23 protein-coding genes and 2 tRNA genes are annotated in these 26,645 nt (G+C 70.8%); 9 read left to right on the forward strand and 16 right to left on the reverse strand.

Features of this window, described 5'->3' with window-relative positions; genetic code table 11:
- Positions 1-25: 25 nt before the first annotated feature.
- The 7 genes from QQX04_RS04630 to QQX04_RS04660 form a co-directional block, all read right to left on the reverse strand.
- Positions 26-112 (reverse strand) — tRNA-Ser (locus tag QQX04_RS04630).
- A 71-nt stretch (positions 113-183) separates the two neighbouring features.
- Positions 184-271, reverse strand: a tRNA-Ser gene (locus QQX04_RS04635).
- The gene (locus QQX04_RS04640; protein WP_301126698.1) at positions 262-726 is read right to left on the reverse strand and encodes a hypothetical protein; all 465 of its coding nucleotides are present in this window, start codon (positions 724-726) and stop codon (positions 262-264) included. Before QQX04_RS04640 ends, QQX04_RS04635 begins: the two co-directional genes overlap by 10 nt.
- Before the next feature lie 91 nt (positions 727-817).
- The gene (locus QQX04_RS04645) at positions 818-1,420 is read right to left on the reverse strand and encodes a GTP-binding protein (protein ID WP_301126700.1); all 603 of its coding nucleotides are present in this window, start codon (positions 1,418-1,420) and stop codon (positions 818-820) included.
- Positions 1,401-1,793: a DUF742 domain-containing protein gene (locus tag QQX04_RS04650; RefSeq protein ID WP_301126702.1), complete on the reverse strand. Its 393-nt coding sequence runs from the start codon at positions 1,791-1,793 to the stop codon at positions 1,401-1,403. Before QQX04_RS04650 ends, QQX04_RS04645 begins: the two co-directional genes overlap by 20 nt.
- A gap of 9 nt (positions 1,794-1,802) precedes the next feature.
- Positions 1,803-2,243: a roadblock/LC7 domain-containing protein gene (locus QQX04_RS04655; RefSeq protein ID WP_062205565.1), complete on the reverse strand. Its 441-nt coding sequence runs from the start codon at positions 2,241-2,243 to the stop codon at positions 1,803-1,805.
- Positions 2,244-2,304: 61 nt separating this feature from the next.
- Positions 2,305-6,789, reverse strand: coding sequence for an ATP-binding protein (locus QQX04_RS04660; RefSeq protein ID WP_301126706.1), 4,485 nt, complete (start codon positions 6,787-6,789; stop codon positions 2,305-2,307).
- A 188-nt stretch (positions 6,790-6,977) separates the two neighbouring features.
- On the opposite strand from QQX04_RS04660, the gene QQX04_RS04665 reads away from it, so the two are divergent.
- Positions 6,978-7,955, forward strand: coding sequence for an NAD(P)H-quinone oxidoreductase (locus QQX04_RS04665; protein WP_301126708.1), 978 nt, complete (start codon positions 6,978-6,980; stop codon positions 7,953-7,955).
- Here QQX04_RS04665 and QQX04_RS04670 read toward each other — a convergent pair.
- From QQX04_RS04670 to serS, 3 genes are read right to left on the reverse strand one after another with little or no spacing between them, the layout of a single operon-like run.
- Positions 7,952-9,190, reverse strand: coding sequence for an AGE family epimerase/isomerase (locus tag QQX04_RS04670; protein ID WP_301126710.1), 1,239 nt, complete (start codon positions 9,188-9,190; stop codon positions 7,952-7,954). The genes QQX04_RS04665 and QQX04_RS04670 overlap by 4 nt on opposite strands.
- Before the next feature lie 53 nt (positions 9,191-9,243).
- Positions 9,244-10,104 carry an HAD family hydrolase gene (locus tag QQX04_RS04675; protein ID WP_301126711.1) on the reverse strand — a complete coding sequence of 287 codons (861 nt, stop codon included), beginning with the start codon at positions 10,102-10,104 and terminating at the stop codon, positions 9,244-9,246.
- Between the two features lie 48 nt (positions 10,105-10,152).
- The gene (gene serS, locus QQX04_RS04680; protein ID WP_301126715.1) at positions 10,153-11,424 is read right to left on the reverse strand and encodes a serine--tRNA ligase; all 1,272 of its coding nucleotides are present in this window, start codon (positions 11,422-11,424) and stop codon (positions 10,153-10,155) included.
- 37 nt (positions 11,425-11,461) lie between these two features.
- On the opposite strand from serS, the gene QQX04_RS04685 reads away from it, so the two are divergent.
- The gene (locus tag QQX04_RS04685; protein ID WP_301126717.1) at positions 11,462-12,685 is read left to right on the forward strand and encodes a diacylglycerol/lipid kinase family protein; all 1,224 of its coding nucleotides are present in this window, start codon (positions 11,462-11,464) and stop codon (positions 12,683-12,685) included.
- Positions 12,682-13,923: an MFS transporter gene (locus tag QQX04_RS04690; RefSeq protein WP_301126719.1), complete on the forward strand. Its 1,242-nt coding sequence runs from the start codon at positions 12,682-12,684 to the stop codon at positions 13,921-13,923. The genes QQX04_RS04685 and QQX04_RS04690 overlap by 4 nt, the downstream gene beginning before the upstream one ends.
- 22 nt (positions 13,924-13,945) lie before the next feature.
- On the opposite strand, the gene pheA is transcribed toward QQX04_RS04690, so the two are convergent.
- The 3 genes from pheA to QQX04_RS04705 form a co-directional block, all read right to left on the reverse strand.
- Entirely contained in the window at positions 13,946-14,878 is a 933-nt protein-coding gene (pheA, locus tag QQX04_RS04695; protein WP_301126721.1) for a prephenate dehydratase, read from the reverse strand.
- Positions 14,875-15,726 (reverse strand): glycosyltransferase family 2 protein, encoded by an 852-nt coding sequence (locus QQX04_RS04700; RefSeq protein ID WP_301126723.1) that lies wholly within the window; start codon positions 15,724-15,726, stop codon positions 14,875-14,877. Before QQX04_RS04700 ends, pheA begins: the two co-directional genes overlap by 4 nt.
- A 101-nt stretch (positions 15,727-15,827) precedes the next feature.
- Positions 15,828-16,655 carry a DUF5926 family protein gene (locus tag QQX04_RS04705; protein ID WP_301126724.1) on the reverse strand — a complete coding sequence of 276 codons (828 nt, stop codon included), beginning with the start codon at positions 16,653-16,655 and terminating at the stop codon, positions 15,828-15,830.
- Positions 16,656-16,935: 280 nt separating this feature from the next.
- Here QQX04_RS04705 and pgm point away from each other — a divergent pair, with 280 nt between their 5' ends.
- The 6 genes from pgm to QQX04_RS04735 all read left to right on the forward strand — a co-directional run bounded on the left by pgm (position 16,936) and on the right by QQX04_RS04735 (position 23,639).
- Positions 16,936-18,612 (forward strand): phosphoglucomutase (alpha-D-glucose-1,6-bisphosphate-dependent), encoded by a 1,677-nt coding sequence (gene pgm / locus QQX04_RS04710; RefSeq protein ID WP_301126726.1) that lies wholly within the window; start codon positions 16,936-16,938, stop codon positions 18,610-18,612.
- Between the two features lie 67 nt (positions 18,613-18,679).
- Entirely contained in the window at positions 18,680-19,423 is a 744-nt protein-coding gene (locus QQX04_RS04715; RefSeq protein ID WP_301126727.1) for a hypothetical protein, read from the forward strand.
- Between the two features lie 85 nt (positions 19,424-19,508).
- Positions 19,509-20,426: an LppM family (lipo)protein gene (locus QQX04_RS04720; protein ID WP_301126728.1), complete on the forward strand. Its 918-nt coding sequence runs from the start codon at positions 19,509-19,511 to the stop codon at positions 20,424-20,426.
- A 47-nt stretch (positions 20,427-20,473) separates the two neighbouring features.
- Positions 20,474-21,367: an LppM family (lipo)protein gene (locus QQX04_RS04725; protein WP_301126729.1), complete on the forward strand. Its 894-nt coding sequence runs from the start codon at positions 20,474-20,476 to the stop codon at positions 21,365-21,367.
- Positions 21,368-21,401: 34 nt separating this feature from the next.
- Complete coding sequence (locus QQX04_RS04730; RefSeq protein WP_301126731.1) at positions 21,402-22,361, forward strand: LppM family (lipo)protein; 960 nt, start codon at positions 21,402-21,404, stop codon at positions 22,359-22,361.
- A gap of 12 nt (positions 22,362-22,373) precedes the next feature.
- Positions 22,374-23,639: an MFS transporter gene (locus QQX04_RS04735; RefSeq protein WP_301126732.1), complete on the forward strand. Its 1,266-nt coding sequence runs from the start codon at positions 22,374-22,376 to the stop codon at positions 23,637-23,639.
- 1 nt (position 23,640) lies between these two features.
- Here the strand turns inward: QQX04_RS04735 and QQX04_RS04740 are convergent, their stop codons facing one another.
- Genes QQX04_RS04740 through QQX04_RS04750 form a run of 3 tightly spaced genes read right to left on the reverse strand, consistent with a single transcriptional unit; the run spans position 23,641 to position 26,614 of the window.
- On the reverse strand, positions 23,641-24,804 hold the full coding sequence (locus tag QQX04_RS04740; protein WP_301126733.1) for a hypothetical protein: 1,164 nt from the start codon (positions 24,802-24,804) through the stop codon (positions 23,641-23,643).
- Between the two features lie 9 nt (positions 24,805-24,813).
- The gene (locus tag QQX04_RS04745; RefSeq protein ID WP_301126734.1) at positions 24,814-26,082 is read right to left on the reverse strand and encodes a hypothetical protein; all 1,269 of its coding nucleotides are present in this window, start codon (positions 26,080-26,082) and stop codon (positions 24,814-24,816) included.
- Entirely contained in the window at positions 26,075-26,614 is a 540-nt protein-coding gene (locus tag QQX04_RS04750; protein WP_301126736.1) for an RNA polymerase sigma factor, read from the reverse strand. Before QQX04_RS04750 ends, QQX04_RS04745 begins: the two co-directional genes overlap by 8 nt.
- Positions 26,615-26,645: the final 31 nt, after the last annotated feature.

The following is a 26,645-nucleotide window of genomic DNA, read 5'->3' on the forward strand; positions in this document are numbered from 1 at the left end:
CGGGAACGGTCGGGGGCCTTGTCGGCGGAGACGGTGGGATTCGAACCCACGGATAGGTTGCCCCATCACATCCTTAGCAGGGATGCACCTTCGGCCACTCGGTCACGTCTCCTCGGCACCAGGGCCGGGGACCAGGGTACCGGGCCTGCGACCCGCCGAGCAACGCGCGGCGCAGGCCTGGAGCGGAGAGTGTGGGATTCGAACCCACGGAGACGGGTTACGCCTCAACGGTTTTCAAGACCGTCACCTTCGGCCGCTCGGTCAACTCTCCTTCGGCGGGCCGACGACTGGTGCCGGCGCTGCGCCGGTGCCATTCTGCCAGCCCTCGGGCAGCCCTGGGGTCACGACCGTGAGGCCGTACAGCGCGGCGACCCTCGCAAGCTCCGCGTCGTAGGTGGCGATCGTGTCGATCGCGGGATGCGCAGCGGCGGCTCCCAGGTGAAGCGCCGCGAACGGCTTGAGCACCGCTGCCGCGTGCGTCGACACCGTCACGTTCTGATCCGAGAAGCGGATCAGCGGCATGCGGGAGCGCACCACCTCGACCACCTCGAACGCCTTGGCCTTCGACTCCCTCGGGTACAGCTCTGCGGCCTGGCGCAGCTCGGTCAGCCCCAGCTGTGTGGTCGCGACCTCACGGATGCGGGGCACCACCCAACGGTTCCACTCCTCGAAGTACCGCACCCCCGGGAGGAAGCGGCACAGAGCGGTGCCGTCGACGTAGATCACGTCCCCAAGGTTATCGCCCTGGGGAAAGCCGACGCCGCGCCCCGCCCAAGGCGGAGGCGCGGCGTGCGGCGCTTCATGAGGACTGTGCGGGCTACTCGCCCTTCAGACGCTTCATCGCCAGCTGGACGACGGCGATGAGGGCCTGCTTCGTGGCGGCCTTCTCGCGGGCGTCGGTGTACATCATCGGCACGTCGTCTCCGATGCCGAGCGCCTCGCGGACGTCCTCGAGCTGGTGACGCGCGACACCGTCGAAGCAGTTGACGCACACGACGAACGGGATGCCCTTGCCCTCGAAGTAGTCGACGGCAGGGAAGCACTGGTCGAGACGCTCGGTGTCCACGAGGACGACCGCGCCGATGGCGCCGCGGACCAGGTCGTCCCACATGAACAGGAAGCGGTCCTGTCCGGGCGTGCCGAACAGGTACAGCCAGAGGGCACCCGGGAGGGCGATGCGACCGAAGTCCATCGCGACGGTGGTGGTGGTCTTGCGGTCGCTGACGCCGCCGGCGTCGTCGACTCCGATCGACTTCTCCGTCATGGCCGCCTCAGTGTTGAGGGGGTCGATGTCGGAGATCGAGCCGATGAACGTGGTCTTGCCGACGGCGAAGCCGCCGGCGATCACGATCTTGACGACGGTGGGCGCCACGTGCGGAGGCGTGGTCGCCGCCGGCGCGTTAGAGGGCTGCGATGCCATCGAGGACACTCTCCAAGAGACTCAGGGACAGGCCGCCTTGCGCGTCGTGCGTGCTTGCGTCGTCGGCCGTCCCGCCGGTGTGGATCTTCAAGTGATTTTCTTGCGCAAGGTCCGTCACGAGCACCCTGACCACACCCAGCGGAAGCCGGGTGTGGGCGGAGAGCTCCGCCACGGACTGATACTGACCTGTAGCGAGCTGCAGGATCGTCTTCTTCTCGGGGGTGAGCCCCCTCAAAGCCTGAGGGCTGGAGAGCGACTCGACGAGCGCTTCCATGGGCAGGTCCTTCCCTGCCGCCTTCACGCGGCCTCCGGTGACCGCGTACGGACGGACCGCGTAGGTCTCGTCGTCGTGGGGAGTCTGTGCGTCACTCATGACGACCTCCTACGCGCGGAGCTGTCCGTCGACGGGGAGGTTCTGGCGCATCTCGGTGATGAGCTGCGGGGTGAGCGCGTTCTCGGTGCGGGTCACGAGGAGGGTCATCTCGTAGCCCACCAGGCCGACGTCGCAGGTCGAGTCAGCGGCGACCGCGAGCACGGAGCCGTTGGACACCGACATGAGGAACAGGAACAGCTCGTCCATCTCGATGATCGACTGTCGCACCTCGCCCGCCTGGAGCTGACGCGCAGCACCGCGGGTGAGGGATGCCATGCCGGACACCACGGCGGCGAGGGTGTCGCCGCCGGTGCGGTCGAGGTTCTTCGACATGGCCATCAGCAGTCCATCGGCGCTGACGACCAGCGTGTGGCGCGTGCCGGGAACCGTCTGGACGAAGTTGTCCAGCAGCCATCCGAAGTTGGTCGCCTCGGGACTCAGTTCGGTCACTGCTCCTCCTTGGTGGTGTTGCTGCTCCATCGGCGGAGCTGGATCGTGGTGGTCATCGGGATCAGGACTGGTCCCGGTCAGGCGTGGACTGGCTCCGGTACGCGGCCACGTCGGAGCGTGCCCTCTGGGTGCCAGAGTAGAAGTTCGAGAAGCGGCGCCGGACCGCGTCCGCGTCGCGCGGGCCGCCCGGGATCTGCACCTCGGCCTCGAGGGGCTTCTCCTCCTCGAGGGGCTTGACGCGCTCGCGCTTGGTGAGGCCGGCCTTGGTCTTCTGGACCTTGGGCCGCTCGGACATGAGCGAGCTGAACTCGGAGAACACGGCGGAGGTCACGTCGGACTGCTCGACCTGGTCGGACTCGGGCTCCGGGTCGATCTGGACGACGGGCCGGTAGCCCTCTCCCGGGCCTGTGGCCTGGAGCGCCTCGGCGCCTGCGGCCTCCCAGCCGACAGGGCGTGCGAGCTGGTCGGGCGAGTACATCGTGGACTCGGCTGCGTCGTGCATCTGGTGCACGGCTGCTGCCTCTTCGGCCCATCCGCTGTCGCCGGACTCCGCAGGCATGAACGTGCCCGCGGCGGGGCTCGGTGCGGCAGGAGTGAAGGCGGGCGCCTGAGGCTCGGCGGGCGCCTGAGGCTCGGGTCGGGTGAAGGAGGCACGCGCAGGCATCGTCGGCTCCGGCTCCTGCACGGGCGCGGGCGTCGACTCCTGGGGCGCGTACAGCTGGGCCTGGGGAGCCGGAGAGAACCCTGCGGGCTCCGGTGCGGACATCGCCGACGGCGCGGGAGTCGGTGCGAACGGCGCGGGCGCCGGGCTCGGCTCGGACAGCGGCGTGAAGGCGGCCGGCGCAGCGGGCGTCACAGGCGCAGGCGCCGGGGTCGCCGGCGCGGGTGCAGGAGCTGCCGGCGCGGCGGCCTCCTCGCGGCGTCCACGACCGAACAGTCGGTTGAAGAAGCCGCCCCTCGCGGCGTCCTCGGCGGCGCCGTCGTGGATCAGGTCGTCGAAGCCGACGGCGGGGCTGGCCTCCGCGACAGGCTCGGGCGCCTGCGGCGCATAGGCGGCGGCAGGGGGCTGCGCCTCGTAGCTGCTCTGCGGCGCGGTCGGCTGGGGCGGTTCCGTCGGCATGTATCCGCCGGAGTGCGCGCTCGGCGCCGGGGCCTCGGGCTGCATCGCGGGCGCCGCCTGCTCGTGCTGCCAGTACGGCTGGGCCGGCTCGGCGGGCTGGGTGGGCGCGGGCGCGTCCTCGACGAGGGAGACCGACTCGACTCCGGGTCCGACGGGATCGTCCTCGAGCTGCGGGATCTCGAAGGCGCCGGTGTCCGCGGGGACCTCCGCGTCGGAGGCCTGGGGGATGCCGAACCCGTTCTGGATCAGCGGGGACTGGCCGGTGGTGGCTGGAGCCTCGTGACGAGCGTCGGCGGCCTTGATCCCGGCGGTGAAGGCGGCGGCGACGCCAGGCCTCGCGCGGGTGGCGAGAGGCTCGTCCGCAGTCGGTCCCGTCGGCGCGGCGGACGGTGCGGCGGGCGCCGCGTCCTCGTCGGGGGCGAAGGTGGGGATCGAGAACTCCGGCGTGGGCTGGGCCTGAGGTGCCTGCGCCATCTCCGACGGAAGCGGTGCGGGCGCCTGATCGCCGGCGCCGCGCGAGCGGAAGCCGCGGAACATGGCGGCGCGCTGCTCGGCGCTCTGCGGGGACACCTCGGCCGCGGACACGGTGGGCGTGAAGCTCGTGCCCGCCTCACCCTCGAGCGCGGACAGCTGCTCGGCGGTCGCGCGAGCGGGAAGGCCGATCACGTTCGCGGTCTGGGCGTCGGCGGTCGCGGGGGAGGCGGACTGCGCCGCACGACGACGGCGGGCGGGCAGGCCTGCGGCAGTGGCGCCCGAGACGAGCTCGGCGGAGTCGACCGCGGTGCCCTCAGGGGCTGCGGCAGCGTCCTCGCGGATCAGGCCCTCGACGCTCGTGTCCGCCGAGGCGGTGGCGGGTGCGGGCTCCGGGGCGGAGGCGACCTGCGGCGCGGGAGTCGACGGAGCCGAGGGTGCGGCGGCGCCGCGGCTGGGCAGCGCGCCGTCGCCACGCGCAGGCAGAGCGCCGTCGCTGCGGCCCGAGAGCGACGCGCCCTCCTGGAAGCCTGCCGGTGTGTAGGACTCGTCGGAGGCCGGGGCGGGACGCGCGACGCCTGCCGCCTCGGCGGGACCGGTCAGCGGGTTGTCGATGACCTCGTCGGCGACGAGCGACGACGGACGCGAAGCGGCGGGGCGCTCGACCACGCGGTCGTCGAACAGCGCGGCAGGCAGGACGACGGACACGGCGGTGCCCGCGCCCTCCTGGGACGCGATCTCGACCTTCGCGTTGATGCGACGCGCGATTCGACCGACCACGAACAGGCCGAGGCGCTGGGCTCCGAGGATCTCCGACGCCTGGTTGGAGGCGACACGCGAGTTGGCGTTGTGCAGCTCCTCGGGGTTCATGCCGATGCCGGTGTCCACCACCTCGACGAGGTAGCCCCCGGAGGCGTGCTCGGTGGTGCGGACCGTGACCGGCGTGCCCGGATCGGAGAAGACGGTCGCGTTCTCAAGCAGCTCTGCGAACAGGTGCGCGGCGGTGAGCGCGGAGTGGCCCACCATCTGGGGGTCGGCGTCGAGGTCCAGCTGGATGCGCTCGTACAGCTCGATCTCGGACGATGCGGTGCGGATCACGTCGGACAGCGGCATCGGACGGCGCAGACGACGACCCGTGTCGATGCCTGCGAGAACGAGCAGCGACTCCGAGTTGCGGCGCATCCGGGTCGCGAGGTGGTCGAGCGCGAAGAGCTTGGTCAGCGTGTCCGGGTCGTCCTCGGAGCGCTCCATCTCATCGATCGAGGCGAGCTGGCGGTTGAGGAGGACCTGGTCTCGGCGGGCGACGTTGACGAACATCTCCGAGATGGAGCCACGGAGCGCGGCCTGCTCGGCGGCGATCGACAGCGTTGCCGCGTTGACGCCGTTGAACGCCTCCGCCAGTCGTCCGACCTCGTCCTCGGACTCGACGGGGATCTGGACCTCGGAGAGGTCGACCGACTCTCCAGGCATCGCGACCCGCTCCACCAGGCGCGGGAGCTCCTGCCGGACCGCGGTCGCCGTGGTGGTGAGACGTCGCAGCGGCTGGACGATGCGGCGGGCGATCGCGTTCGCGACGAGCACCGCGACGAGGAACGCGACGACGACCGCCGCGGCGATCAGCAGCACCTGGACGACGAGGGCCTGCACGTCGGTGTCGGACGTGCTGACGATCTCGTTCCACACCTGGTCCTGATACGGACGGTAGTGGGCGACCTCAAGGTCCACGACCTCGGCCCACGGCTGGTTCTGGGCCGCCACGAGCGAGGCGTCCAGACCACCGAGGAGGGTGGTCTGGAGGTTGACGTAGTTGGTGCCGGTGTCCCCGACGGCGATCGACCAGAACTCGGGCACGACGTCGAGCGTGGAGACCGACTGGGCCGCGGCCTGGGCGTCGTCGAGGTCCAGGCCCGCGCGGACGGCGAGCTCTCGGATCTGGGTCACACCGGTGACGCCGAACTCACCGTCGCGGATGAGGCGCTGCACGACGATCTTCTCGTACTCGAGCGACTCGGTGAGCGCGTCCAGCTGCGCGAACGCCTGGAGACGCGAGGTGAGGTCCGCGTTGGCGGTCACACCGGTCGCGGCGAGCGCGGCCTCGTTGTTCAGCGTGATGAGGCGCGTGTAGTAGTTGAGCACCGTGGACGAGTTACCGGTGCCGAGCACGGCAGAGGTGCGGGTGGCCTCGAGGTTCTCGAGCTCCTGGCGACCGTCTGCGATGCGGGACAGCACCGGCGCGTTGTCCTCGGACTCGGAGATGGCGTTCGCGGTCTCCGTGAGGGCGGCGATCGCCTCCTCGGTGGGAGCGAAGCTCGCAAGCAGCTGGTCGCGGAGCTCCACGGGCTCGGTGAAGAGCTGCAGCGCGGCGAGACCCTCGGCGTTGAGGCTGTTCGCGAGCTGGCGCAGGTAGATCGTGGTGCCGGTCGCCTCTGCGGCGTCCGTGGACGAGAGGCGCTCGACCGCGGCGGCGACGCTCGCGTAGTCGAGTCGCAGCTGCGTGGCCTCGTCGTTGGTGGGGAAGGCGAGGCCCTGCTCGGTCGTCTCGATCGTGACCGCGCGGAGCTCGGACGCGAGTCCCGCATCCGTCATCACGAGGGCGTCGACCTGCGAGGCGAGGCCTGCGGCGACACCATCTCCCTGAACCTCGCCGTCCTCGCCGACGGGCTCGGAGGAGAGGTTCGCCATGACCGTCTCGTAGGCGGCGTCCGTGCCGAGCTGCGCGCCGCGCAGGTCGTCTCGGCCGAGCTGCAGGGCATCGAGGAAGTTCACGGCGTAGTAGCGCTCATCGGTGACTGCGTCGCCGAGGTCGCGCGAGTCATCGAGCGCGGTGATGACGGTGTCCGCGTTCCTCGCGGCGTTGAGGTCCAACCAGGAGAATCCGACGACGGCGATACCCGTGAGCAGCAGGACGAGCAGCGGCACTGCCACCGTCAGCAGCATCTTGCTGCGGATACCCATTCTCTGGAGCATCGAATCTTCTCCCTAGGCCGTCGGATCGTCATCCGTCGGCGTCTGCCGCTCGCACCGTGTGTGCGTCGGCACCCCCTGTTATCGGCCTGACCTCCGAGAACATGAGCGCGTGTGGCCGGACTCACCCTGAGACGCTATACCGTCGTCGCTATGACGGGACAGGACCGGAGGATGTGATGAATGTCACTGGACACGCCGTGAGCGGGGGTCCCGAGGTGCTGGTCCCGGCCACGGCGCCGGACCCTGTGGCGGGACCCGGAGAGGTCATCATCGATGTCGCGGCATCTGGTGTCAACCATGCCGACCTTCTTCAGAGGAGAGGGCTCTATCCGCCGCCCGCGGGGGCGTCCGAGCTGCTCGGCCTCGAGGTGTCGGGAGTCGTCTCCTCCGTGGGCGAAGGGGTTTCCCGATGGACCGTGGGAGACGAGGTCTGCGCGCTGCTCCCGGGCGGTGGGTACGCGGAGAAGGTCGCCGTCGACCAGCGCCTGGTCCTGACCAAACCTCCTGCTATCAGCCATGTTGAGGCGGCTGCTCTGGTCGAGGCCGCATGCACGGTGATGTCGAATCTGGACGAGGCGGCGGCGCGTCCCGGCGAGACGCTGCTGGTGCACGGAGGAGTCGGCGGGGTCGGGTCCATCGCGGTGCAGGTCGGCACCGCTCTCGGGCTTCGCGTGATGGCCACCGCCGGCGGCGCCGAGAGGGTGCAGCGGTGCCTCGCGATGGGGGCCGAGAGAGCCTTCGATCACAGGTCGGACGACTGGTCCGAGGAGGTCGCCGCGCTCGGCGGCGCGGACGTCATCCTGGACGTCGTCGGGGGTGCCAACCTTGCGAGAAATCTCACTGCGTTATCCACAGGCGGGCGCCTCGTCGTCATCGGGATGCAGCGTGGTCGCAAGGGTGAGATCGACCTGGGGATGCTGCTTGCGAAGCGTGCCCGAGTGATCGGCACCACGCTCAGGGCGCGTCCGCTGCGGGAGCGCGCAGCGATCGTGGCCTCGGTCGAGGAGCGCATCTGGCCGCTCGTGCCCGCGCGGGTGCGACCGCTCGTCCACGCCACGTTCCCTCTGCGGGACGCGGCGGCCGCCCACGCGATGCTCGAGGCCGGCGGCGTGGCCGGCTCGCTCGTCCTGACGGTCGGGGACGCCTCCGGCTAAGGCCGGTCCAGGTTGCCGGCTGCGAGCGAGGGCGCGAGCGCCGGAGTCACAGGCAGGCGGGGCAGGAGGGTCGCCTGCAGCGCGTGATAGATGTCTGGCTTGCCGGGCCACACCGTGCCGGAGGGCTCGTTCTCCGTTGACAGCTCGTGGTGCCACGACCCCTTCTCGGCGTCGAGCAGGTGCTCGCCCACGTAGTCCCACCACTGCTGGTACTGCTCCGCGTACTCGGGGGACCGGGTCGCGCGCCAGAGCACCGCGGCCGCGCCGATCGCCTCCGCCGCCACCCAGTGCATGCGCTCGCGCACCACAGGGGCACCCTCCCAGTCCGTCGTGTAGACGAACCCGGCGTGCCCGTCGACGTTCCAGCCGTCCCTGACCGCCGCGGCGTACAGCTCGCGCGCCGCGGGGACCATCCACTCAGGCGCGTGCCGGCCGCTCTGCTGGAGCGCGAAGGAGGCCTGCAGGGTCAGGCGGGACCACTCGAGCGCGTGGCCGACGGTGGCGCCGTAGGGGCGGAACGGATGCGCGGGCTCGTCCTCGTTGAAGTCGAGCAGCGGGTTCCAGTCGATGTCGAAGTGCTCGGGCAGCCGCCAGTCGTTGCCGCGACCGTACGAGTCGACGACCCTGGTCACGATCCTGATCGCACGATCCAGCAGCGCGTGGTCACCGAGGACGTCCGCGGCGGCGAGGTAGGCCTCGAGCGTGTGCATGTTCGCGTTGACGCCGCGGTACTGCTCCTCCTCGGACCAGTCCCGGGAGAACGACTCGCGGCTCATGCCCGCCTCGTCGTCCCAGAAGCGGGTGCTGTGCACCTCGACGGCCTCCTCGAGCAGCGCTGCGGCACCTGGACGGCCTGCTGCCGTCGCGGACGCGGCGGCGAGGATCACGAACGCGTGCCCGTAGGCCTCCTTGGCGTCGTTGGTGGGGCCGTCTGCACCGATCGCGGCGAACCAGCCGCCGTGCTCGTCGTCACGGAGCCGGCCGAGCAGCGAGTCGACGCCGTGGTCCACGTAGGCGGCGCAACCTGGCCGACCGAGCATGGCGCCGAGCGCATAGATGTGGGTCATCCGGCAGGTGATCCAGAGCTCGACATCACGCGAGGTGTCGATCCTGCCGTCGACGTCGAGGTAGCCGAAGCCCCCGCGCGGATCCCTCCCGTGCTTTCCGAAGTCGAGCAGTCGGTCGGTCTCGCTCTCGAGCCAGCGGCGGTGAGCGTCAGCGGTCAGCCACATCATGCCGCCAGACTAGCGAGCCACGGCACTGTGCGACAGGGGTCTGATAGCCCGAATCACAGCACCGCGAGGCGCTCCGGGTCGATCAGGGGCTGGAGCACCTCGAGGACGCCGTCCTCGTCCACGGACCCGACGACCTGCTGCGCGACGGCGCGCACCCCATCGGGCGCGTTGCCCATGGCGGCCGAGGTGCCGGCCCAGCGGAGCATGTCGATGTCGTTGTTGCCGTCGCCCACCGCGACCGTGTGGTCGGGGTACACGCCGAGCTGGCGACGGAGCGCCTCGAGCGCCGACGCCTTGGTGACGTTGGGCGGCGTGAGGTCGAGCCACGCCGAGTAGCCGACGGCGTACGTCACGTCATTGAGCCCGATCCGGTGCACGAGCGAGTCGAAGTGCGAGACGTCGGCGTCGGGCTTGCGGATGACGACACGCGTGACCTCCTGAGAGGCGAGCTCCTCGAAGGAGTCGACGACGATCTGGCGTCCGTCGAGCTCGCCCATGGGGAACTCGCGGTTGACGCGGAAGCCGACGCCGAGATCCTCGACGGCGAAGAACGCGTCGGGCATCTCCTGGCGGATCAGCTCGAGCGCGGCCGTCGGGTCGAACGTGACGGTCTCGATGATGTCGTAGCCGCCCGGCGTCTGGGGGTTGAGCTTCACCGTCACGGCGCCGTTGGCGCAGACGGCCCAGCCTCGCTTGATGCCGAGCCGCTCGAGCACGGGCATGGTGCCGATGATGGTGCGCCCGGTGGCGAGCACCACGTGGGAGCGGCACATCCTGACCTTCTGGACCGCGTCCACCACGGCGTCGGAGATGTCGCCGCCCCAGTGCATGAGGGTGCCGTCGATGTCCAGTCCCACGAGGCGCCAGGCATCGCGGTCCAGGGGTGGTCGAAGGCTCGCCGGGTCGCGCGTCATGCGTGGCACCCTAACCCAGGGATGCGACGGGAAGGTGAAGCGACCGGTTCAGCCGAGGGGCTGGAGGTACTCGACTCCGCCCAGGTACGGCCGAAGGATCTCGGGCACGTAGACGGAGCCGTCGGCCTGCTGGTGGTTCTCCAGGAGGGCGACGAGCCAGCGCGTGGTGCCGATCGTGCCGTTGACGGTCGCGACGGGCTCGGTGCCCTTCTCGGCCTTCTCACGGATCTTGAGGCGGCGCGCCTGGTACGTGGTGCAGTTCGAGGTGGAGGTGACCTCCATCCAGCGCTCCTGGCTGGGCAGCCACGCCTCGCAGTCGAACTTGCGGGCGGCGCTCATGCCAAGGTCGCCGGCGGCGGTGTCGATGACCCGGTACGGCAGCTCGAGCGCCTTGAGCATCGTCTCCTCGGCGGCCAGGAAGCGGGCGTGCTCCTCGGCGGCGTCCTCGGGACGGCAGTAGGCGAACATCTCGACCTTGTGGAACTGGTGGACGCGGATGATGCCACGGGTGTCGCGGCCCGCGGACCCGGCCTCGCGGCGGTAGCAGGCGCTCCAGCCGGCGTAGCGCAGGGCGCCCTCCTCGAGGTCCAGGATCTCGTCCGTGTGATAGCCCGCGAGCGCCACCTCGGACGTGCCCGTCAGGTACAGATCGTCCTTCTCCAGGTAGTAGATCTCGTCCGCGTGCTTGCCGAGGAAGCCGGTGCCGCTCATCACCTCGGGGCGCACGAGCGTGGGCGTGATCATGGGAGAGAAGCCGTGGTCGATCGCGGTGGCCATCGCGGCGTTGAGGATCGCGAGCTCGAGTCGCGCACCGATGCCGGTGAGGAAGTAGAAGCGGGCGCCGGACACCTTCGCGCCGCGCTCCATGTCGATCGCCTTGAGACCCTCGCCGATCGCCAGGTGGTCCTGGACCTCGACGCCCTCGGCAGCGAAGTCGCGGGGCGTGCCCTCATGGCGCAGGACGACGAAGTCCTCATCGCCGCCGGCGGGGACGCCAGGCTCGGGGATGTTGCCGAGCGAGCGGGCGAGCTCGACGGCCTTCGCGGAGGCGGCGTCGGCTTCGGCCTGCAGCTGCTTGACCTTGGCCGCCAGCTCCTTGGTGCGGGCGAGCAGCTCCTGCTTCTCGTCGCCCTGCGCCTTGGCCACGAGCTTGCCGAGCGACTTCTGCTCGGCGCGGGCGACCTCGAACTCCTGCAGCGCGGCGCGGTTGGCAGCGTCGGCCTCCAGCACCTGGTCCACGATCGCTGGGTCGTCGCCGCGGGAGATCTGTGACTGCCGGACGACGTCGGGCTCGGCACGCAGAAGCTTGAGGTCGATCATGCACGCGAGTCTATCTGCGCACACGTAGGCTCGTTCCATGATCGCCTACGTGCTCGGGATCGTCGCTGTGGTGCTCGCGACGGCCTCGCTGTCCCTCACCGTGGTGATCACGCGACGCATCGGCTCGCGTGATCCGGTGGCAGTCCCCCGCATGTGGCGACGGATCCTCCGCATCCAGCCGCTGGCGTCGGCCGCGGGGTCGTTCCAGACCCCCAGGGACGGGCACGAGAAGATCGCGTTCATCGCGAACCCCACGAAGTCGGGCGTCGAGGAGCTTCGCGAGCAGGCCCTGCGCGCATGCTCGATCCGCTACCTGCCGCAGCCGCTGTGGTTCTACACGACGGCTGACGACCCGGGCACCGGGCAGGCGCGGGCCGCACTCGAGGCGGGGGCCGACGTGGTGGTCGCCGTCGGCGGCGACGGCACCGTGAGGGCTGTGGCGCAGACGATGGCCGACTCGGACAAGCCGATGGGCATCATCCCCATGGGCACCGGCAACCTGTTCGCCCGCAACCTGGACCTGCCGCTCGGCGACACCCAGGCGATCCTTCGCACCGTCCTCGAGGGCGCGGAGCGGCGGGCCGACGTCGGCTGGATGGACGTGCACCGCGGCCACAACGGCCATGGGGAGGACGAGCGCCACCTGTTCCTCGTGATCGCGGGCGCCGGCTTCGACGCCGAGATGGTCGCGGGCGCGGACGACAACCTCAAGAAGCGCCTGGGCTGGTTCGCCTACTTCTTCGCCGCGATCCGCCACCTGGGCGAGAAGCGCATGAAGGCGTGGGTGTCGGTCGACGGCGGCGACGAGATCGTCGGCCACATGCGCACCGTTCTGATGGCGAACATCGGCAAGCTTCCCGGCGGTATCCAGCTGATCCCGGACGCGACGATGGACGACGGCAAGATCGACATCGCGACGATCGATGCGCGCGGCGGCCTCGTGGGCTGGACCGAGCTGTTCGGCCAGGTCATGGCGCAGGGCGCAGGCCTCAAGGACACCCGGCTCATCCGCGTCCTCAAGACCTCGCGCATCGACCATGTGCGCGGCACCGAGTTCGACATCCGTATGGAGCAGCCGCAGAAGGTCCAGGTGGACGGCGAGTCGCTCGGGAAGGCGACCGGCATCCACGCCTTCGTGCAGCCGGCCGCGCTCACACTGCGAGTTCCGCAGGGCTCCGTGCCCGAGCGGACGGACGACACGGAGCAGCCTGAGGCCACGGCGCCCGCGCCGGAGCCCGCCGAGGACCCGCAGCCCGCATGATCGATCGGCGCAGGGTCGCGACCCTCGCGTCCTCACAGCTCGTCGCAGGAACGGGCGTCGCCGCGGGCATCTCCGTGGGCGCGCTCCTCGCGGAGGAGATCGCAGGGACCGCCGCATGGTCGGGCCTTCCCCAGACCGCACTGGTGCTGGGCTCGGCGCTCGCCGCCGTGCCCCTTGCCCGCCTCGCCGGCCGACGCGGTCGCCGCATCGCGCTGACCACGGGCTACGCGGTCGCGACGTTGGGCGCGGCCCTGTCATTCGCTGCGGGGGCGACGCGCCTCCTGCCCCTGCTGCTGGTCGGGATGTTCATCACGGGAGGCGGGATGGCCGCGGGCCTGCAGGCCCGCTTCGCCGCGACCGACGGCGTGCCCGACTCGGTGCGCGGACGGGTGCTCAGCCTCGTCGTCTGGGCCTCCGCGGTCGGAGCGGTCGCGGGCCCGAACCTGCTGTCACCGGGAACGCGCCTGGGCGAGGCGCTCGGCGTGACCTCGCTCGCCGGCCCGTGGATCTTCGCGGTCGTCACGCTCGCGATCGCCGCCACCGGCATCGCACTGCTCCTGCGGGACCCCCGTCCCGCGGCGCCGCCGGCGCCGCGCAGCATCGCGCGCACGCTCGCAGACCTGTGGGCGCATCCGTCCGGACGGCTCGGGCTCACCGCCATGGCGACCGGCCACGCGGTGATGGTGGGCATCATGGCGATGTCGAGCGTCCACCTGCACGGACACGGCTCGACCCTCACGTTCGTCGGCATCGTCGTGAGCGCGCACGTCGCAGGGATGTACGCGCTCGCCCCGCTCTTCGGCTGGATGACCGACCGTCTGGGACCGTGGGGCGCCGTGGCCGTGGGCGCGGGTCTGCTCCTGGTCGGCGCCGGCCTCACGGCGGTCTCGGGCCGGATCGATGCGGCAGGCGGGACACACTCGTCGGCCGAGGCCTATGCCACCGCCGGCCTGGTGCTGATCGGGCTCGGCTGGTCGGCGGCGACCATCGCCGCCGCGACCCTAGTCGCCGTGCTGAGCCACGAGGGCACCGCGAGCCCCACGGACGTCCAGGGCGTCGCGGACCTCACGATGGGCATCGCAGGGGCTTCCGCAGGGGCGCTGTCAGGCGTGGCGCTCGCCGCATGGGGGTACGACGGCCTGTCGATCGCGGGCGCCCTCCTGCTGGTGCCGCTCGCATGGGAGCTCGTCCGCGCGCGACGGCTGGATCGCGCGCACACGCACGCGCTCGAATCCTGAGGGATCCAGCCCGGGCAGCGGCTCAGGCGATGCCGTGACGCAGCGCGTCCACCCAGGCGCGTGCCGACTCGAAGGACTCCTCGGTCGTGGCCGGCTCGATCGGGGTGAGCTCACCGTGAAAGGCAGGATAGGAGCCCAGGAAGAGCACCACGGGGCAGGTGCGCTTGAGTCCCATGAGCGCCTCGGCGACGCGGGACTCGGCGATGTGACCCATGGCGTCCATCGAGAACGAGTACTCTCCCGGCCGGTCGCCGCGGGGGCGCGACTCGATGCGGCTGAGGTTCACGCCGCGGGCCGAGAACTGCTCGAGCATCTCGAGCAGCGCGCCCGCCCTGTCGCTCGGCAGGTGCACCACGAGCGTCGTCTTGTCGGCGCCCGTCGGCACGGGCAGATCGCCTGGACGTCCGATGCGGACGAACCGGGTCATCGAGGTGGAGCGGTCGCTCACACCGCTGACGAGCACCTCGAGGCCGAGGCTCTCGCCGATCCCAGGAGGCGCGAGCGCGGCGTCGAAGTCCGCCGAACCGTCCGCGAGCGCCACCGCCGCCGCCGCGTTGGACGACGCGGGCACCTGCAGAGCCCCTGGCAGATGGTCGGCGATCCAGCGTCGGCACTGGTTGAGGCCGTGGGAGTGCGCCGAGACACGCTGCACGTCCTCGATCCGGGTGCCGGGCAGGGCGACCAGCTCGAACGAGATGGAGAGCACGACCTCTCCGAGGATCACGAGCGGCTCGCCTTCCGCGAGCGTGTCGAGCGTGGCTGTCACCCCGCCCTCGACCGAGTTCTCGATGGCGACGACCGCGAAGTCGGCCTCGCCTGAGCGGACGGCTCCGAGCGCGGACGGCACGTCGACCATCGGCAGGTGCTCGGCCTGGCCGGCGGGGGCCATCGCGCGCAGCGCGGCCTCGGTGAACGTTCCTGCGGGCCCCAGGTACGCGTAGCGCGGGAGTGTCACTCGCTCTCCTCATCGTTCGGGGCGCGTCCACCGGTGACGGCGCGGCTCGTGGCGTCGATCCCCTGGCGCATGCGTCGGCTGCCGATCGCCATGACCACGTCACGGTACTGGTTGGCACGACCGGGTGCGCTGCGCGCGACCCCGGAGCGGGAGGTGCCCGCGATCTCGCAGTCGACCTCGGTGACGGTCAGTCCGGCGTGCAGGACGTCGATCGTCATCGCAGGCTCAAGCCCGGCGCCGCGCGCGAGCGGCAGGCACGCCTCGAAGGCCTCGCGCGTGAGGCAGCGGATCGAGCTGAGGGGCTGCTTGACCTCCCAGTTGGAGGCGCGCTTGATGGCCTTGCGAGCAGCCTTGGTGCTCAGGCCGACGGCGCGTCCCCCGTTCGCGGTGAGGGCGATCGCGAGGTCGCACACCTTCTCGGTGACGGCCGGCACGAGCGGCGCGGCGCCGATGGCCTGGTTGCCCAGGCGACCGTCGAGCAGGAGCAGCGCGCGAGGCGGCCGGCTCGGATCGTCGCGCATGGCGATGACGGCGGCGCCGGTCTCGGTCGCGGCCGAGCGGCCGCGCGGGTGCGGGTGGCGGACCACGACAGCGCCCGACTTGCGGGCCAGATCCTGCGTGTTGTCTGTCGAGCCGTCGTCCACGACGAGCACGAGGTCGACGCCGGGGATCGCTGCGGCGGCCCTGACGGTCGCCGCGATGCGTCGCGCCTGGTTATGGGCGACGACGAGCGCTGCGCAGTTCTGACTCTCGGGCTCCGGAACGGCCCCACGGGACGCGGCAGGGCGGCGACGCGGGGCGCGCTTGCGCGGGGCGTCGGAGTCCTTGGGCGAGGGTGTCGCAGCCACGGACTCAGCGTAGCGACTGCGCGACGGTACGCAAACTCCCCTTTACCTTCTTGTGAAGGTTCTGTGACCTCGTAGCCGAGGGTTGTCGCAACCCGACAGCGTCAGCGGATCGTGACCTGACGCGAGACCAGTCCAGCGCGGGCGCGACGCTCGTCCGCCGTGAGGGGCGAGGTGTCGGCGATCGCCTCGGCCAGCTTCGGCGCGAAGGCCTCGACCGGCTTCTCCAGCTCGTCGGGCTCGGTGCCCGCCACCATCTCCCACACGGGGATCTGAAGTCCGCATGCGCGGAAGGCGCCGAGCAGCTTGGTGCCGTCCTCGATCGCGGTCTCACGGCGCGCCTGCAGACGGGCGAGGCCGTCGAGCAGCTTCTCCTCATCGACCTCCTGACCCCAGCGCAGGTACTCGCGGGCGCCCATGCGGCACCAGTAGGCGCCGTCCACGGATGCGAGCTTGACGGTGGGGAAGATGCCGGAGTTGGCCTCCTCGAGCGCGGCCTGCACGTCGGGGTCGCGGTCGCCCTCGGGGAGCCAGTACTCATAGCCCTCGTGCACGGTGACCTCCCACGGCACGGCGGGGTCGAGGATGTCCTGCAGGCGGGGACCCGGCTCGAGCTGGCCGAGCTGCGGCAGCAGGTCGCCGTCCTCGAGCTCCTTGGCTGCGAGCGCGGCGTGCGCGATGTCGCGCGACGGATCGCCGCTCGCTCCAGCGCCGCGCATCGCGACGAGCAGCAGGCCGTCCTTGCGGCGCATCGCCGGCCGGTCCAGCGGGAGCACGGTCACGAGCAGCAGGTCGTCGCCACCGAACTCGGCGGTCAGCCTCGCGGGCGCGCTCGCCGCGGGGACGATCTCGCGCATCGCGACGAGGTCGACCTCTCCGGGGAGGCCCTCGAACGGACGCGACACGAACGGGATGCGGTTCTTCTTCGCCATGCGTCCCAGGGTAGTGGCGTGGGTGCGTCGTCGCGGCCTCGCGCGGACCCCCGGACAGTTCGCACCCACCGGCCCCGGACACTTCGAGCCCATGGGCCCCGGACAGTTCGCACCAATCTGCGGGGCGACACGCCAGCGTGTCGCAGGACGGCGCGGCGTGTCGTCGGGGTGTCGCGGTTCGCATTGGTTCGGACTGTCGGCGGCGGGGGCGCCGCATCGTCGTCGCGGCCTCACGCAGAAGACCCGAGACATCCGCGCCCGGGCCTGCAAGACTGACGGCATGCACGAGCGCGCAGGCACAGTTGCCCTTCCCGAGGATCTGATCGACGTCGACGCCCTGCTCGGGGCGTACTACGACCTGGTGCCGGACCCGTCGGTCCCGGCGCAGAAGGTGGTGTTCGGCACGTCCGGCCACCGTGGTTCCGCCTTCGACACGGCGTTCAACGAGGCGCACATCGTGGCGACGACGGCCGCGATCGTGGAGTACCGGCGCGCGCAGGGCACCGACGGCCCGCTCTTCCTGGGCAAGGACACGCACGCGCTGTCAGGACCTGCGTGGGAGACGGCACTCGAGGTGCTTGCTGCGCATGAGGTGGTCGTGATGATCGACGCGCAGGGCGGCTTCACGCCCACCCCGGCGGTCAGCCACGCGATCCTGGTGGCGAACGGCGCGACGAGCGAGAACGGCCTGCGGACCACGGGTCCGGGCTTGGCCGACGGCATCGTCGTCACCCCGTCGCACAACCCTCCGCGCGACGGCGGCTTCAAGTACAACCCGCCTCACGGCGGTCCGGCCGACTCCGACGCGACCACGTGGATCGCGAACCGTGCGAACGAGATCCTCGCGCAGGGCTGGAAGCAGGTGCCCCGCATCCCGCTCACGCGTGCCGCCGGAGCAGACACGACCCGCTACTACGACTACATGGCCACCTACGTGCGCGACCTGCCGTCGGTGATCGACATGGCTGCCATCAAGGAGGCGGGCGTCCGCATCGGCGCCGACCCGCTGGGCGGCGCCGCGGTCGAGTACTGGGGCGCGATCGGCGAGGAGCACGGCCTCAACCTCACCGTCGTCAACCCGAAGGTGGACCCGCGCTGGGCGTTCATGACGCTCGACTGGGACGGCAAGATCCGCATGGACTGCTCGTCGCCGTCGGCCATGGCCTCGCTGCGGAACCTCATGGCGGGAGCTGACGCTCCCTATGACGTCGCCACGGGCAACGACGCCGACTCGGACCGCCACGGCATCGTCACCCGCGACGGCGGCCTCATGAACCCGAACCACTACCTCGCGGCGGCGATCTCCTACCTGTACGGCGGGGCTCGCCCGCACTGGCCCGAGGGCACCGCGATCGGCAAGACGCTCGTGTCGTCGAGCCTGATCGACCGCGTCGGCGCGGAGCTGGGCCGCAAGGTGCTCGAGGTGCCGGTCGGCTTCAAGTGGTTCGTCCCCGGCCTCATGACGGGTGACGTGGCGTTCGGCGGCGAGGAGTCCGCTGGAGCGTCGTTCCTGCGCCGCGACGGCCGCGTGTGGACCACGGACAAGGACGGCATCCTGCTGTGCCTGCTCGCCTCGGAGATCACCGCCACGACGGGCGCCTCCCCGTCGGTCCTCCACAAGGGCCTCGTGGACCGGCTGGGCGAGTCCTGGTACGCCAGGGTCGACGCGGCGGCCACCAAGGACGAGAAGGCCAAGCTGGGCGCCCTGTCGCCCGAGCAGGTCCCCGCGACCGCCCTCGCCGGACAGGACATCACCGCCAAGCTGACGGCCGCACCCGGCAACGGCGCGAAGATCGGCGGCCTCAAGGTGACCACCGAGGACGCCTGGTTCGCGGCGCGCCCCTCCGGCACCGAGGACGTCTACAAGATCTACGCCGAGTCCTTCGTCTCCGAGGCGCACCTGGGTGAGGTTCAGGCGCAGGCGCGCGAGGTCGTGTCGGAGGCCCTCGAGGGCTGACAGCCGCCGATGCCGTCCCGGCTGGAGCTCTCAGGAGACTCGCAGGGACGGCACCTAGGCTGACCCCATGCGCCACGCACCGCCCCTCGTCGCCGCCCTGACCGGCGCGCTCCTCGCGCTCGGTCCCGCAGCCTCCGCAGAGACGTCGGCGCAGCCCGACGAGGGTGCCCGCACCTACGACTTCCCTGACACGTGCGACGCCGACGCCATCGCCAATGGTGACGCCGAGTGCGTCGACGGCACGATCGACATCGACCTCCACGCCGACGGCTCCGCCACCTGGACGCGCGAGACCGCGTACCCGCGGGATGCCTTCGAGGCGTACATCGCCACCTACGAGGACTGGTCCGGCACGCTCGAGGAGTACCTGGACGACCAGCTCGCCGACGCCTCCGCCGACGGCGCCGCCGTCTCGTCCGCGGTGACCGATGCCCTTCTGACCGTCACCTTCACGTCAGAGCTGACCGACGACGACGCCCTCCTGATGGGCTTCGCGCTCGCGAGTGACGACGAGCTGTACGCCGCGATCGACATCTCCAGCGTCGTCGGCGTCTCCCTCGTGACGCTCACCGCCCCCGGCACCGTCCAGGAGACCAACGGCAGCCTTGACGGGCTCACGGTGACGTGGGGCGCGACGGCGCTCGCCGAGCTGGACGAGCTCGACGTCAACGCGCTCACGAGCGGCGGGCCCGCGGGCTCGTCCGAGTTCCCCGCGTGGCTGCTCCCCACCGGCATCGGACTCGTGGTGCTGCTCGGTGTCGCGGGCTTCCTGGGCTTCGCGCGCGGACCCGGCGGCCGCGGCGACGGCTGAGCACCCGTCAGACACGACGGGCGTCCGGGTCCGCTACGGTGGGGCCCGACCGGTCAGGGGTGGCCGGCCGTCACGAGGGGAACTCATGCTTCGCACCGTCACTCGTCGCCTGCGCGCGCTCGCGGTCGTCCTGATCGGCGCGGTCGCGCTGACCGGCTGCTACAAGATGTCGACGACCACCGTCTACCACTCTGACGGCACCGTCGACGTCGAGATCCTCATCGCGATGGACGAGTCGCTGCTCGAGGAGTCGGGCCAGAGCACGGACGACCTGCTGACCGAGATGGACAGCGAGCTCACGGACAGCCCTGAGCTCGCAGACCTGGTCACCGTCGAGCCGTACCAGGAGGACGGCATGGCCGGCTTCACCATGACGATGACCGGGGTGACGCCAGAGCAGCAGTCCGAGCTCAGCGGCCTCGACACCGGCGTCTACGCTCCCGAGTCGACCTTCACCCACGAGGACGGCAGGATCATCATCACCAACGCCACCGACCCCGAGGCGCTCGCAGAGCAGGACGACGCGATCGCCGAGCTGGACTCGTTCGGCATGGAGATGGACGACCTCGCCGGATTCCTCGACTTCGAGGTGCGCCACACGTTCCCCGGCCCCGTCGAGGAGACCACGATCGGGTACATCGACCCCGAGGATCCGAACACCGTGATCATCGACGACCTCTCCGAGACCGTCGACGTGACCGAGTGGACGATCGTCGCGTCCGACGGCACCTCCGGCTCCCCGATCGCGACGTGGATGTGGATCGTCGGCGGCAGCGTGCTGCTGCTCCTGGTCGCAGGTGGCCTCGCTCTGGTGCTCAGGTCCCGCTCCGGCGAGACCGATGCGGTCCCGGTCGCGAGCTCGCCCTATGCCGCACCCGACGCCGCCGGCCAGGCATTCACGCCTGCACCTCCCGCGCAGACCTTCTCGCCTGAACCCCCGACGTTCTCGCCCGAGCCGCAGCCCGGCGACGAGCGGCCGCAGCCTCCCGCTCCCCAGGGCTGATCCCCAGCACCCCCACGCCTCAAGCGCGGTGTGAAAGGGTAGGCCGCATGAACGCGCACCTCACCCGCACCGCGAAGGCCATCGTGGTGGCCCTCGTGACCACCGTGGCCCTCGCAGGCTGCCTCAAGGTCGATTTCGACCTCCAGCTCCAGCCCGACGACACGGTCGACGGAAGCATCACGTACGCCGTCGCGGAGGGCACCGGCGAGGCCATGTCCTCTGAGGACGAGGTCTACTCCGACGAGGACCTGCTCGAGATGCTGTTCGGCGACATGGACGCCTCGGAGTACGCCAACGGCGCCCTGTCCGACTACCGCGAGGACGAGTGGATCGGCAAGACGATCTCGTTCGAGGGCGAGGAGCTCGCGGGCTTCGCGCTCGACGAGTCCTCCGACGGCCTCACGATCGTGCGGGAGGGCGACGAGTTCGTCGTCTCCGGCCCCTACGACTCCGGCGACGAGCTGACCGAAGGCACCGAGGGCGCGGAGATGACGCTCTCCATCACGTTCCCCGGCGAGGTCTCGTCACACAACGGCACGCTCAGCGACGACGGGCGCACCGTCACGTGGGACCTGCTCAACGCCCCCGACAGCCTCGACGCGCGCGGCAGCGCCACCGAGGGCGGCGGAAGCTTCCCGTGGCTGATCGTCGTCCTCGTGCTCGTGGGCATCGCAGTCATCGGCGGCGTGGTCGGCGCTCTGCTGGTCACGAGGCGTCGTTCGTCGAGCGAGCCCGAGGGCTACGCGCCGCCGCTGCCCGAGCCCGCTGCCGAGGGAAGCCTCGACACCCTCTTCCCCTCGGCCGACGCCGCGCCCGAGACCGCGCCTGCCCGGCCCCAGGAGGAGGCTCCCGAGCCCGAGGCCCCCGCTGAGCCCGCCGCGCCCCAGGACACCGACGGAGACGCGGACACCTCCGACACGGGCGACGACAAGAAGGACTAGGCACCACCCGATGAGGCCGGGACACAATGGAGGGGTGATCACTCACCGCTCCGTGTCCCGGCCTCATCGTCTGCCTCGGCTCGCCGCCGCAGCCGTCTCCGTCCTGGCGCTCGCCGGCTGCATCAGGCTCGACTCCTCCACCGAGATCAGCGGGGACGACACGTTCAGCCAGCAGTTGATCGTCGCCTTCGCACCCGACATCGCCGACCAGCTGGGAGGCGGGCTCGCGGCCGGACTCGGCGGCAGCGCCGGGCCGCTCCCCGATCAGGGCGGGTCCGACGACGGTCTGCCTGGCGGCATGATGCTCAACGAGTTCGACCCGTCCGATCTCTACGACCAGATCGCCGGGACCGAAGAGTTCCAGGCGCTCGAGGACGAGTACCCCGACCAGGTCGCTCTCGAGCCCTACGACGACGGCGAGCTGGTGGGTGTCGAGGTGACCCTCACCGACCTGCCTCTCGACCTGTATGCGGAGGCCGCCGAGACGGCCGGCGCGGCCTTCGGGCTCGGCGGCGGGATCACCCACGAGGATGGCCGGTTCGTGGTGACCATCCCCGCGGATGAGGCCCGTGATCCGTCGGCGCTGGGGCTCAACGCAGGGAATCTCACCCTTCTGGCAAACGCCGTCGACGTGTCCGTCGCCTTCACGTTCCCCGGGCTCGTGACCGAGGCGCCGCCGGGCACTGCGGAGGGGCGCACCGTCACCCTGGGAATCGCCGAGCTCATGACGCCGGACGAGATCCGCATCGTGGCCTCCGATGCCGACCAGATCTACTGGACGCCGATCCTCACGTGGGGCGGGATCATCCTCGCGGCCCTCGTGATCGTCGGCGGCGCGACCTTCCTCGTGATCCAGGACGTGCGCGCACGGCGCCGCTCGCACCTCCCCACACCGGACGCGACGCATGAGAGGCGGATCGGAACCCTCGGGCCGGAAGAGCCCGAGGTGGCACCTGAGTCGCCCCCTGACGAGGAGCAGCCTCCTCGCATCTGAGAAGATGCGCTGGTGCTCACCCCCTATCGTCGACTGCTCGCCCGTCCGGGCGCGCTCGCGTTCACCCTCGCGGGCCTCCTGTCGCGCTTCCCCACGTCGATGTTCAACCTCGCCGTCATCCTGCTCATCGAGGGCACGTACGGCAGCTGGGAGATGTCAGGCCGCGTCGCCGCCATCGGCGTGCTCGCGTGGGCCGCGCAGTCGGTACCGACCGCGCGCTGGGTGGACAGGGTCGGCCAGCGCAAGGCGATGTGGCCGCTGACCGCGATCACCGTGCTGGGCGCGGCGATCGTGCTCGCCACCGCCCTGTCGCGCGGACCCGAGCCGATCCTGTGGCTCGGCGTGGTGCTCGGCTCGATGTCCGGCCCTCTCGGCTCCCTCACGCGCGCCCGCTGGTCCCACATGCTGCGCTCGAACGACGACGACGTGCACACCGCCTTCTCGCTTGAGGGCGCGATGGACGAGATCCTCTTCATCCTGGGACCCACCATGGTCACGGTCCTCGCCACGACCGTGCATCCGGCGGCCGGGCTCATCGTCGCCGTCGCGGGCATGGTCATCGGCATGACCTTCCTGCTCGCGCAGACGTCCACCGAGCCGCCCGCGCGCGGCACCGCAGGCACGAGCGGGCTCGGGCTCAAGGTGCCGGCCGCGGTCGCCGCTGTCGCAGTCCTGACCATCGGCGTCGGCGTGACGTTCGGCGCCGTCGACATCACCACCGTCGCCTTCGCGGAGGAGGCGGGGCATCCGGCGCTCGGAGGGCTCGTGCTCGGAGTCCTGTCCGGTGGGTCATTCATGGGCGGCCTGATCTACGGAGCCAGGCGCTGGCGCACCCCGCTGTGGGCACGCGTCGTCGCCGTCGCCGTGCTCTTCGCCACCGGCTTCGCGCTGCTCGGCCAGATGCCGTCCCTCGGCGCGTACGCCGCGATCGGCTTCTTCGCCGGCGCGACCGTCGCGCCGCTGCTCGCCTCCGCCGACACTGTCGTGCAGCGCGTCGTGTCCCAGGAGCAGCTCACCGAGGGCATGGCATGGGTGCGCATCGGCATGGGCGCAGGCGTGGCCCTCGGCGCGTGGGTCGCCGGCCGCGGCATCGACGCCTCGGGCCACACCGCTGGCATGACGGTCACCGCGTGGGCCGCCGCCAGCGTCGCCGTGCTCGCGCTCGCGACCGCCTGGTGGATCCGCCGCGACACCCTCCCCGCGCGTCCAGTACCGATCGAGGAGGAGACCCCGCCCGAGGAGTACGTCGACGGCCCGCCCGTGCCCCCAGGCGTCTAGGTCAGCAGCCGCAGGCGTAGTGCGTGGCACCTCGGCTCGTGGCTTCCCCGTACGCGACACCGCCGCCGTACGCCGCGCCGTCGCCGTCCTGTGGTGCCTCGTCCATCTGCGAGACGGTTCCCGAGGCGATGTCATATCCGATCACCGTAGGCGTCTGGGAGTCCGTCCAGATCTCCATGACGACCACCCCGTCGACGACGTTCGTGCCGACGTTCTCCATCGGCAGCCCGGCAGCCTGGGGCACCTGGAACGGTGTCGACGTGTCGGACGCGAGGTCGTAGAGCACGAAGTCACCGCTGAGGTCCGCGTGGTCGTACTCCAGCAGCACCACGGAGTCGCCGTCCTCGGACGTGACGGTGGTCGAGTAGACGCCCTCCCACCACGCGAGCGCGTCGGGGAAGTCGTCGACCGCTGATGCGGCCGCCCACTCGTGTGCCGCCGCATCCCAGCGGTACAGCTTGGTGCCGTTGCTGGAGGTCGCGCTCCACAACTCGTTGCCCTCCGCATCCGCGGAGACGAAGGAGTTCCTCCCTGCGTTCGCACCGTAGGAGGAGAAGACGATGTCCTCCGACTCACCCGAGCGCAGGTCATAGCGGGCCGAGGCCCACCCGCCGGCCCAGGTGACGCGAATGACGTCCTCGTCCTCGAGCCACGACACCACGCGCGCGTCGTCCCACATCCGCTCGGGTAGCTCGCCCACCTCGAAGTACACCTCTTCGGGGCTCACGAGGTAGAGGACGGCGGGCGGAAGCACCCAGTCGTCGGCGTAGAAGTTGAGGGGAATCGAGACGACCTCCACCGACCAGCCCATGCCGACGCGGTCCCAGACCCAGTCCTCGAGCACCAGTGCCGCCGGATAGTCGACGTTGTAGGTGCCGTCTCCATGGACGGGGTTCGGGTCGGTGCGAGCGGGCGCCGCCTCCGGGTACTCGTCCGCGAGGATCCCGTCCAGGTCGCCCTCGAACGGGTCGACGCTGCTGCTCGGCCCCGGCGTCGGCGTCGGCGTCGGCGCACCAGCGTCGGCCGTCACCGTCACGCGAGGAGCGGGTTCGTTCTCCGTACCCCCGCTCGGCCCCGCAAGCAGCCAGCCCACCCCCACCGCAAGCCCTGCGGCGACGACCACGCCACCACCGATCCACACGTTCCGCGACACCCTCAACGCCACTTCGTCACCTCAGCACATGCATTCTCGGTAGGTGACAGCGCCGTCGGTGGGCTCGCCGTAGCCGACTGACCACATCGTCGAGCGGGCATGATTCTGCACGCCTGCCGGTCGTTCTCCTACAGCGGTCACCGCGCCTGACTCGAGATCGATCACATAGTCGTCGTCCCCCACGGCGGTGAACCACGCGGTCGACCCGTCCAACCATTCCCCGCGCAGAAACCACGGGTCGCTGACAGGAGGGACGGACACCGTCCTGAGGGAGTCCTCGGTGAGCGAGTAGACGACGATCTCTGTCCAGGCGCCGTCCTGTGTTCCGGTGAGGATCACGCGGTCGCCCTCCTCGGAGACTGCGCACCACGACGCCGCGATCCCACCTTGTTCAGCCGACACATGGGGCGCCTGGTCAACCAGAGCGGAGGCGGACCACTCCCTGGAGCGCGCGTCCCACCGGTAAAGCTTGGTGCCGTTGTCGGAGCGTGCGCTCCACAGCTCGTTGCCCTCGGCATCGGCGGCGACGAACTGATTGGAGTCGGCGTTCGCGCCGTAAGAGGCGAAGACGATCTCCTCCCACTCGCCCGTGCGCAGGTCGTAGACCGCACCCGAGGACCCGCCCCCGTCGAAGGACAGTCGCACCGTCTCGTCCTCCTCATCCCACGAGACGACCCTCACGCCGTTCCAGAGCGGTTCGGGCAACAGCGCGATCTCGAAGTACACCTCTTCCGGACTTACCAGGTAGATCACCGACGGCGGCATCTCATAGACCCCCACCGAGCCTGCGTGGCGATAGTCGGGCAACCCCACGGTGGCGACAGACCATCCCTCGCCGACGCGGTCCCACACCCAGTCCTCCATCACGAGCGCTTCGGGGTAGACGATCGGTATGCCGAACTCGGTGTCGGACTCCGACACGGTCGGCCTGGTCTGCACCGCCTCCGGGTACTCATCCGCAAGGATCCCGTCCAGGTCGCCCTCGTACGGGTCGACGACCTCGGCGGGGCTGGCGGTCACCGATGCGTCCGGCGACGGCGTCACGGTCACGTGAATGGTCGGCTGACTCACCGGGTCGGCCCCACGATTCACGGTGGTGACCGCCCAGCTGGCACCGCCGATGGCGAGCACGCCCACGGTCGACGCGGCGACGGCCAGCATGGTGCGCCCCCGACGCCGGCGCCCAGCTCCGGCGAGCACGGCGGCGAGAACCTCGTCCGGCGCTCCGTCAGTGCGCGCGTCCTCCTGCGCGAACAGTGCGCGCAGCTCGTCTCCCAGCTCGTCAGACACGTCGCTCACCCCCTCCCGCGGCCACGCCCGACCATTCAGGCGGGAGCGCCTCGACTCCGAGCGTCGCGGACAGCTTCTTCGACGCGTCGTGCACGTAGCGCTTCACGCTTCCCTCGCGGAGGCCGAGCGTGCGGGCGGTCTCCGAGGTGCTGAGCTGCTCGATGTAGCGCAGCACGATGCACGCGCGCTCGCGGGGGGACAGGTGCGCGAGCGCGGCGGCGACGGACAGCTTGTCGACGGCCCGCTGCTCTGGCCCTGGCGCCGTGTCGATCTCGCGGGTGAGCACCTCGGGCTCGGCGTCGCGCTTGCGAGCCCGCGCCCTATCGATGGTGCGCGTCACGATGGCGCGCTTCACGTATCCCTCGGCGGCCCGCAGGTTCGGGAACGTCCGCGCGCGGCTGAAGACCGAGATCATCGCCTCCTGCACCATGTCCTCCGCATCCGCGGGATCCGAGCACACGAGCCGTGCGTAGCCGACCAGCGCGCCGTAGCGCTCGGTCAGCAACTGCGTGGCCTCGTCCTGCCAGCTCAACGGATCCCCCTCAAAGGACGCGGTCCCTCCG

The sequence above is a fragment of the Demequina zhanjiangensis genome (assembly GCF_030418315.1).
Classification (GTDB): Bacteria; Actinomycetota; Actinomycetes; order Actinomycetales; family Demequinaceae; genus Demequina; species Demequina zhanjiangensis.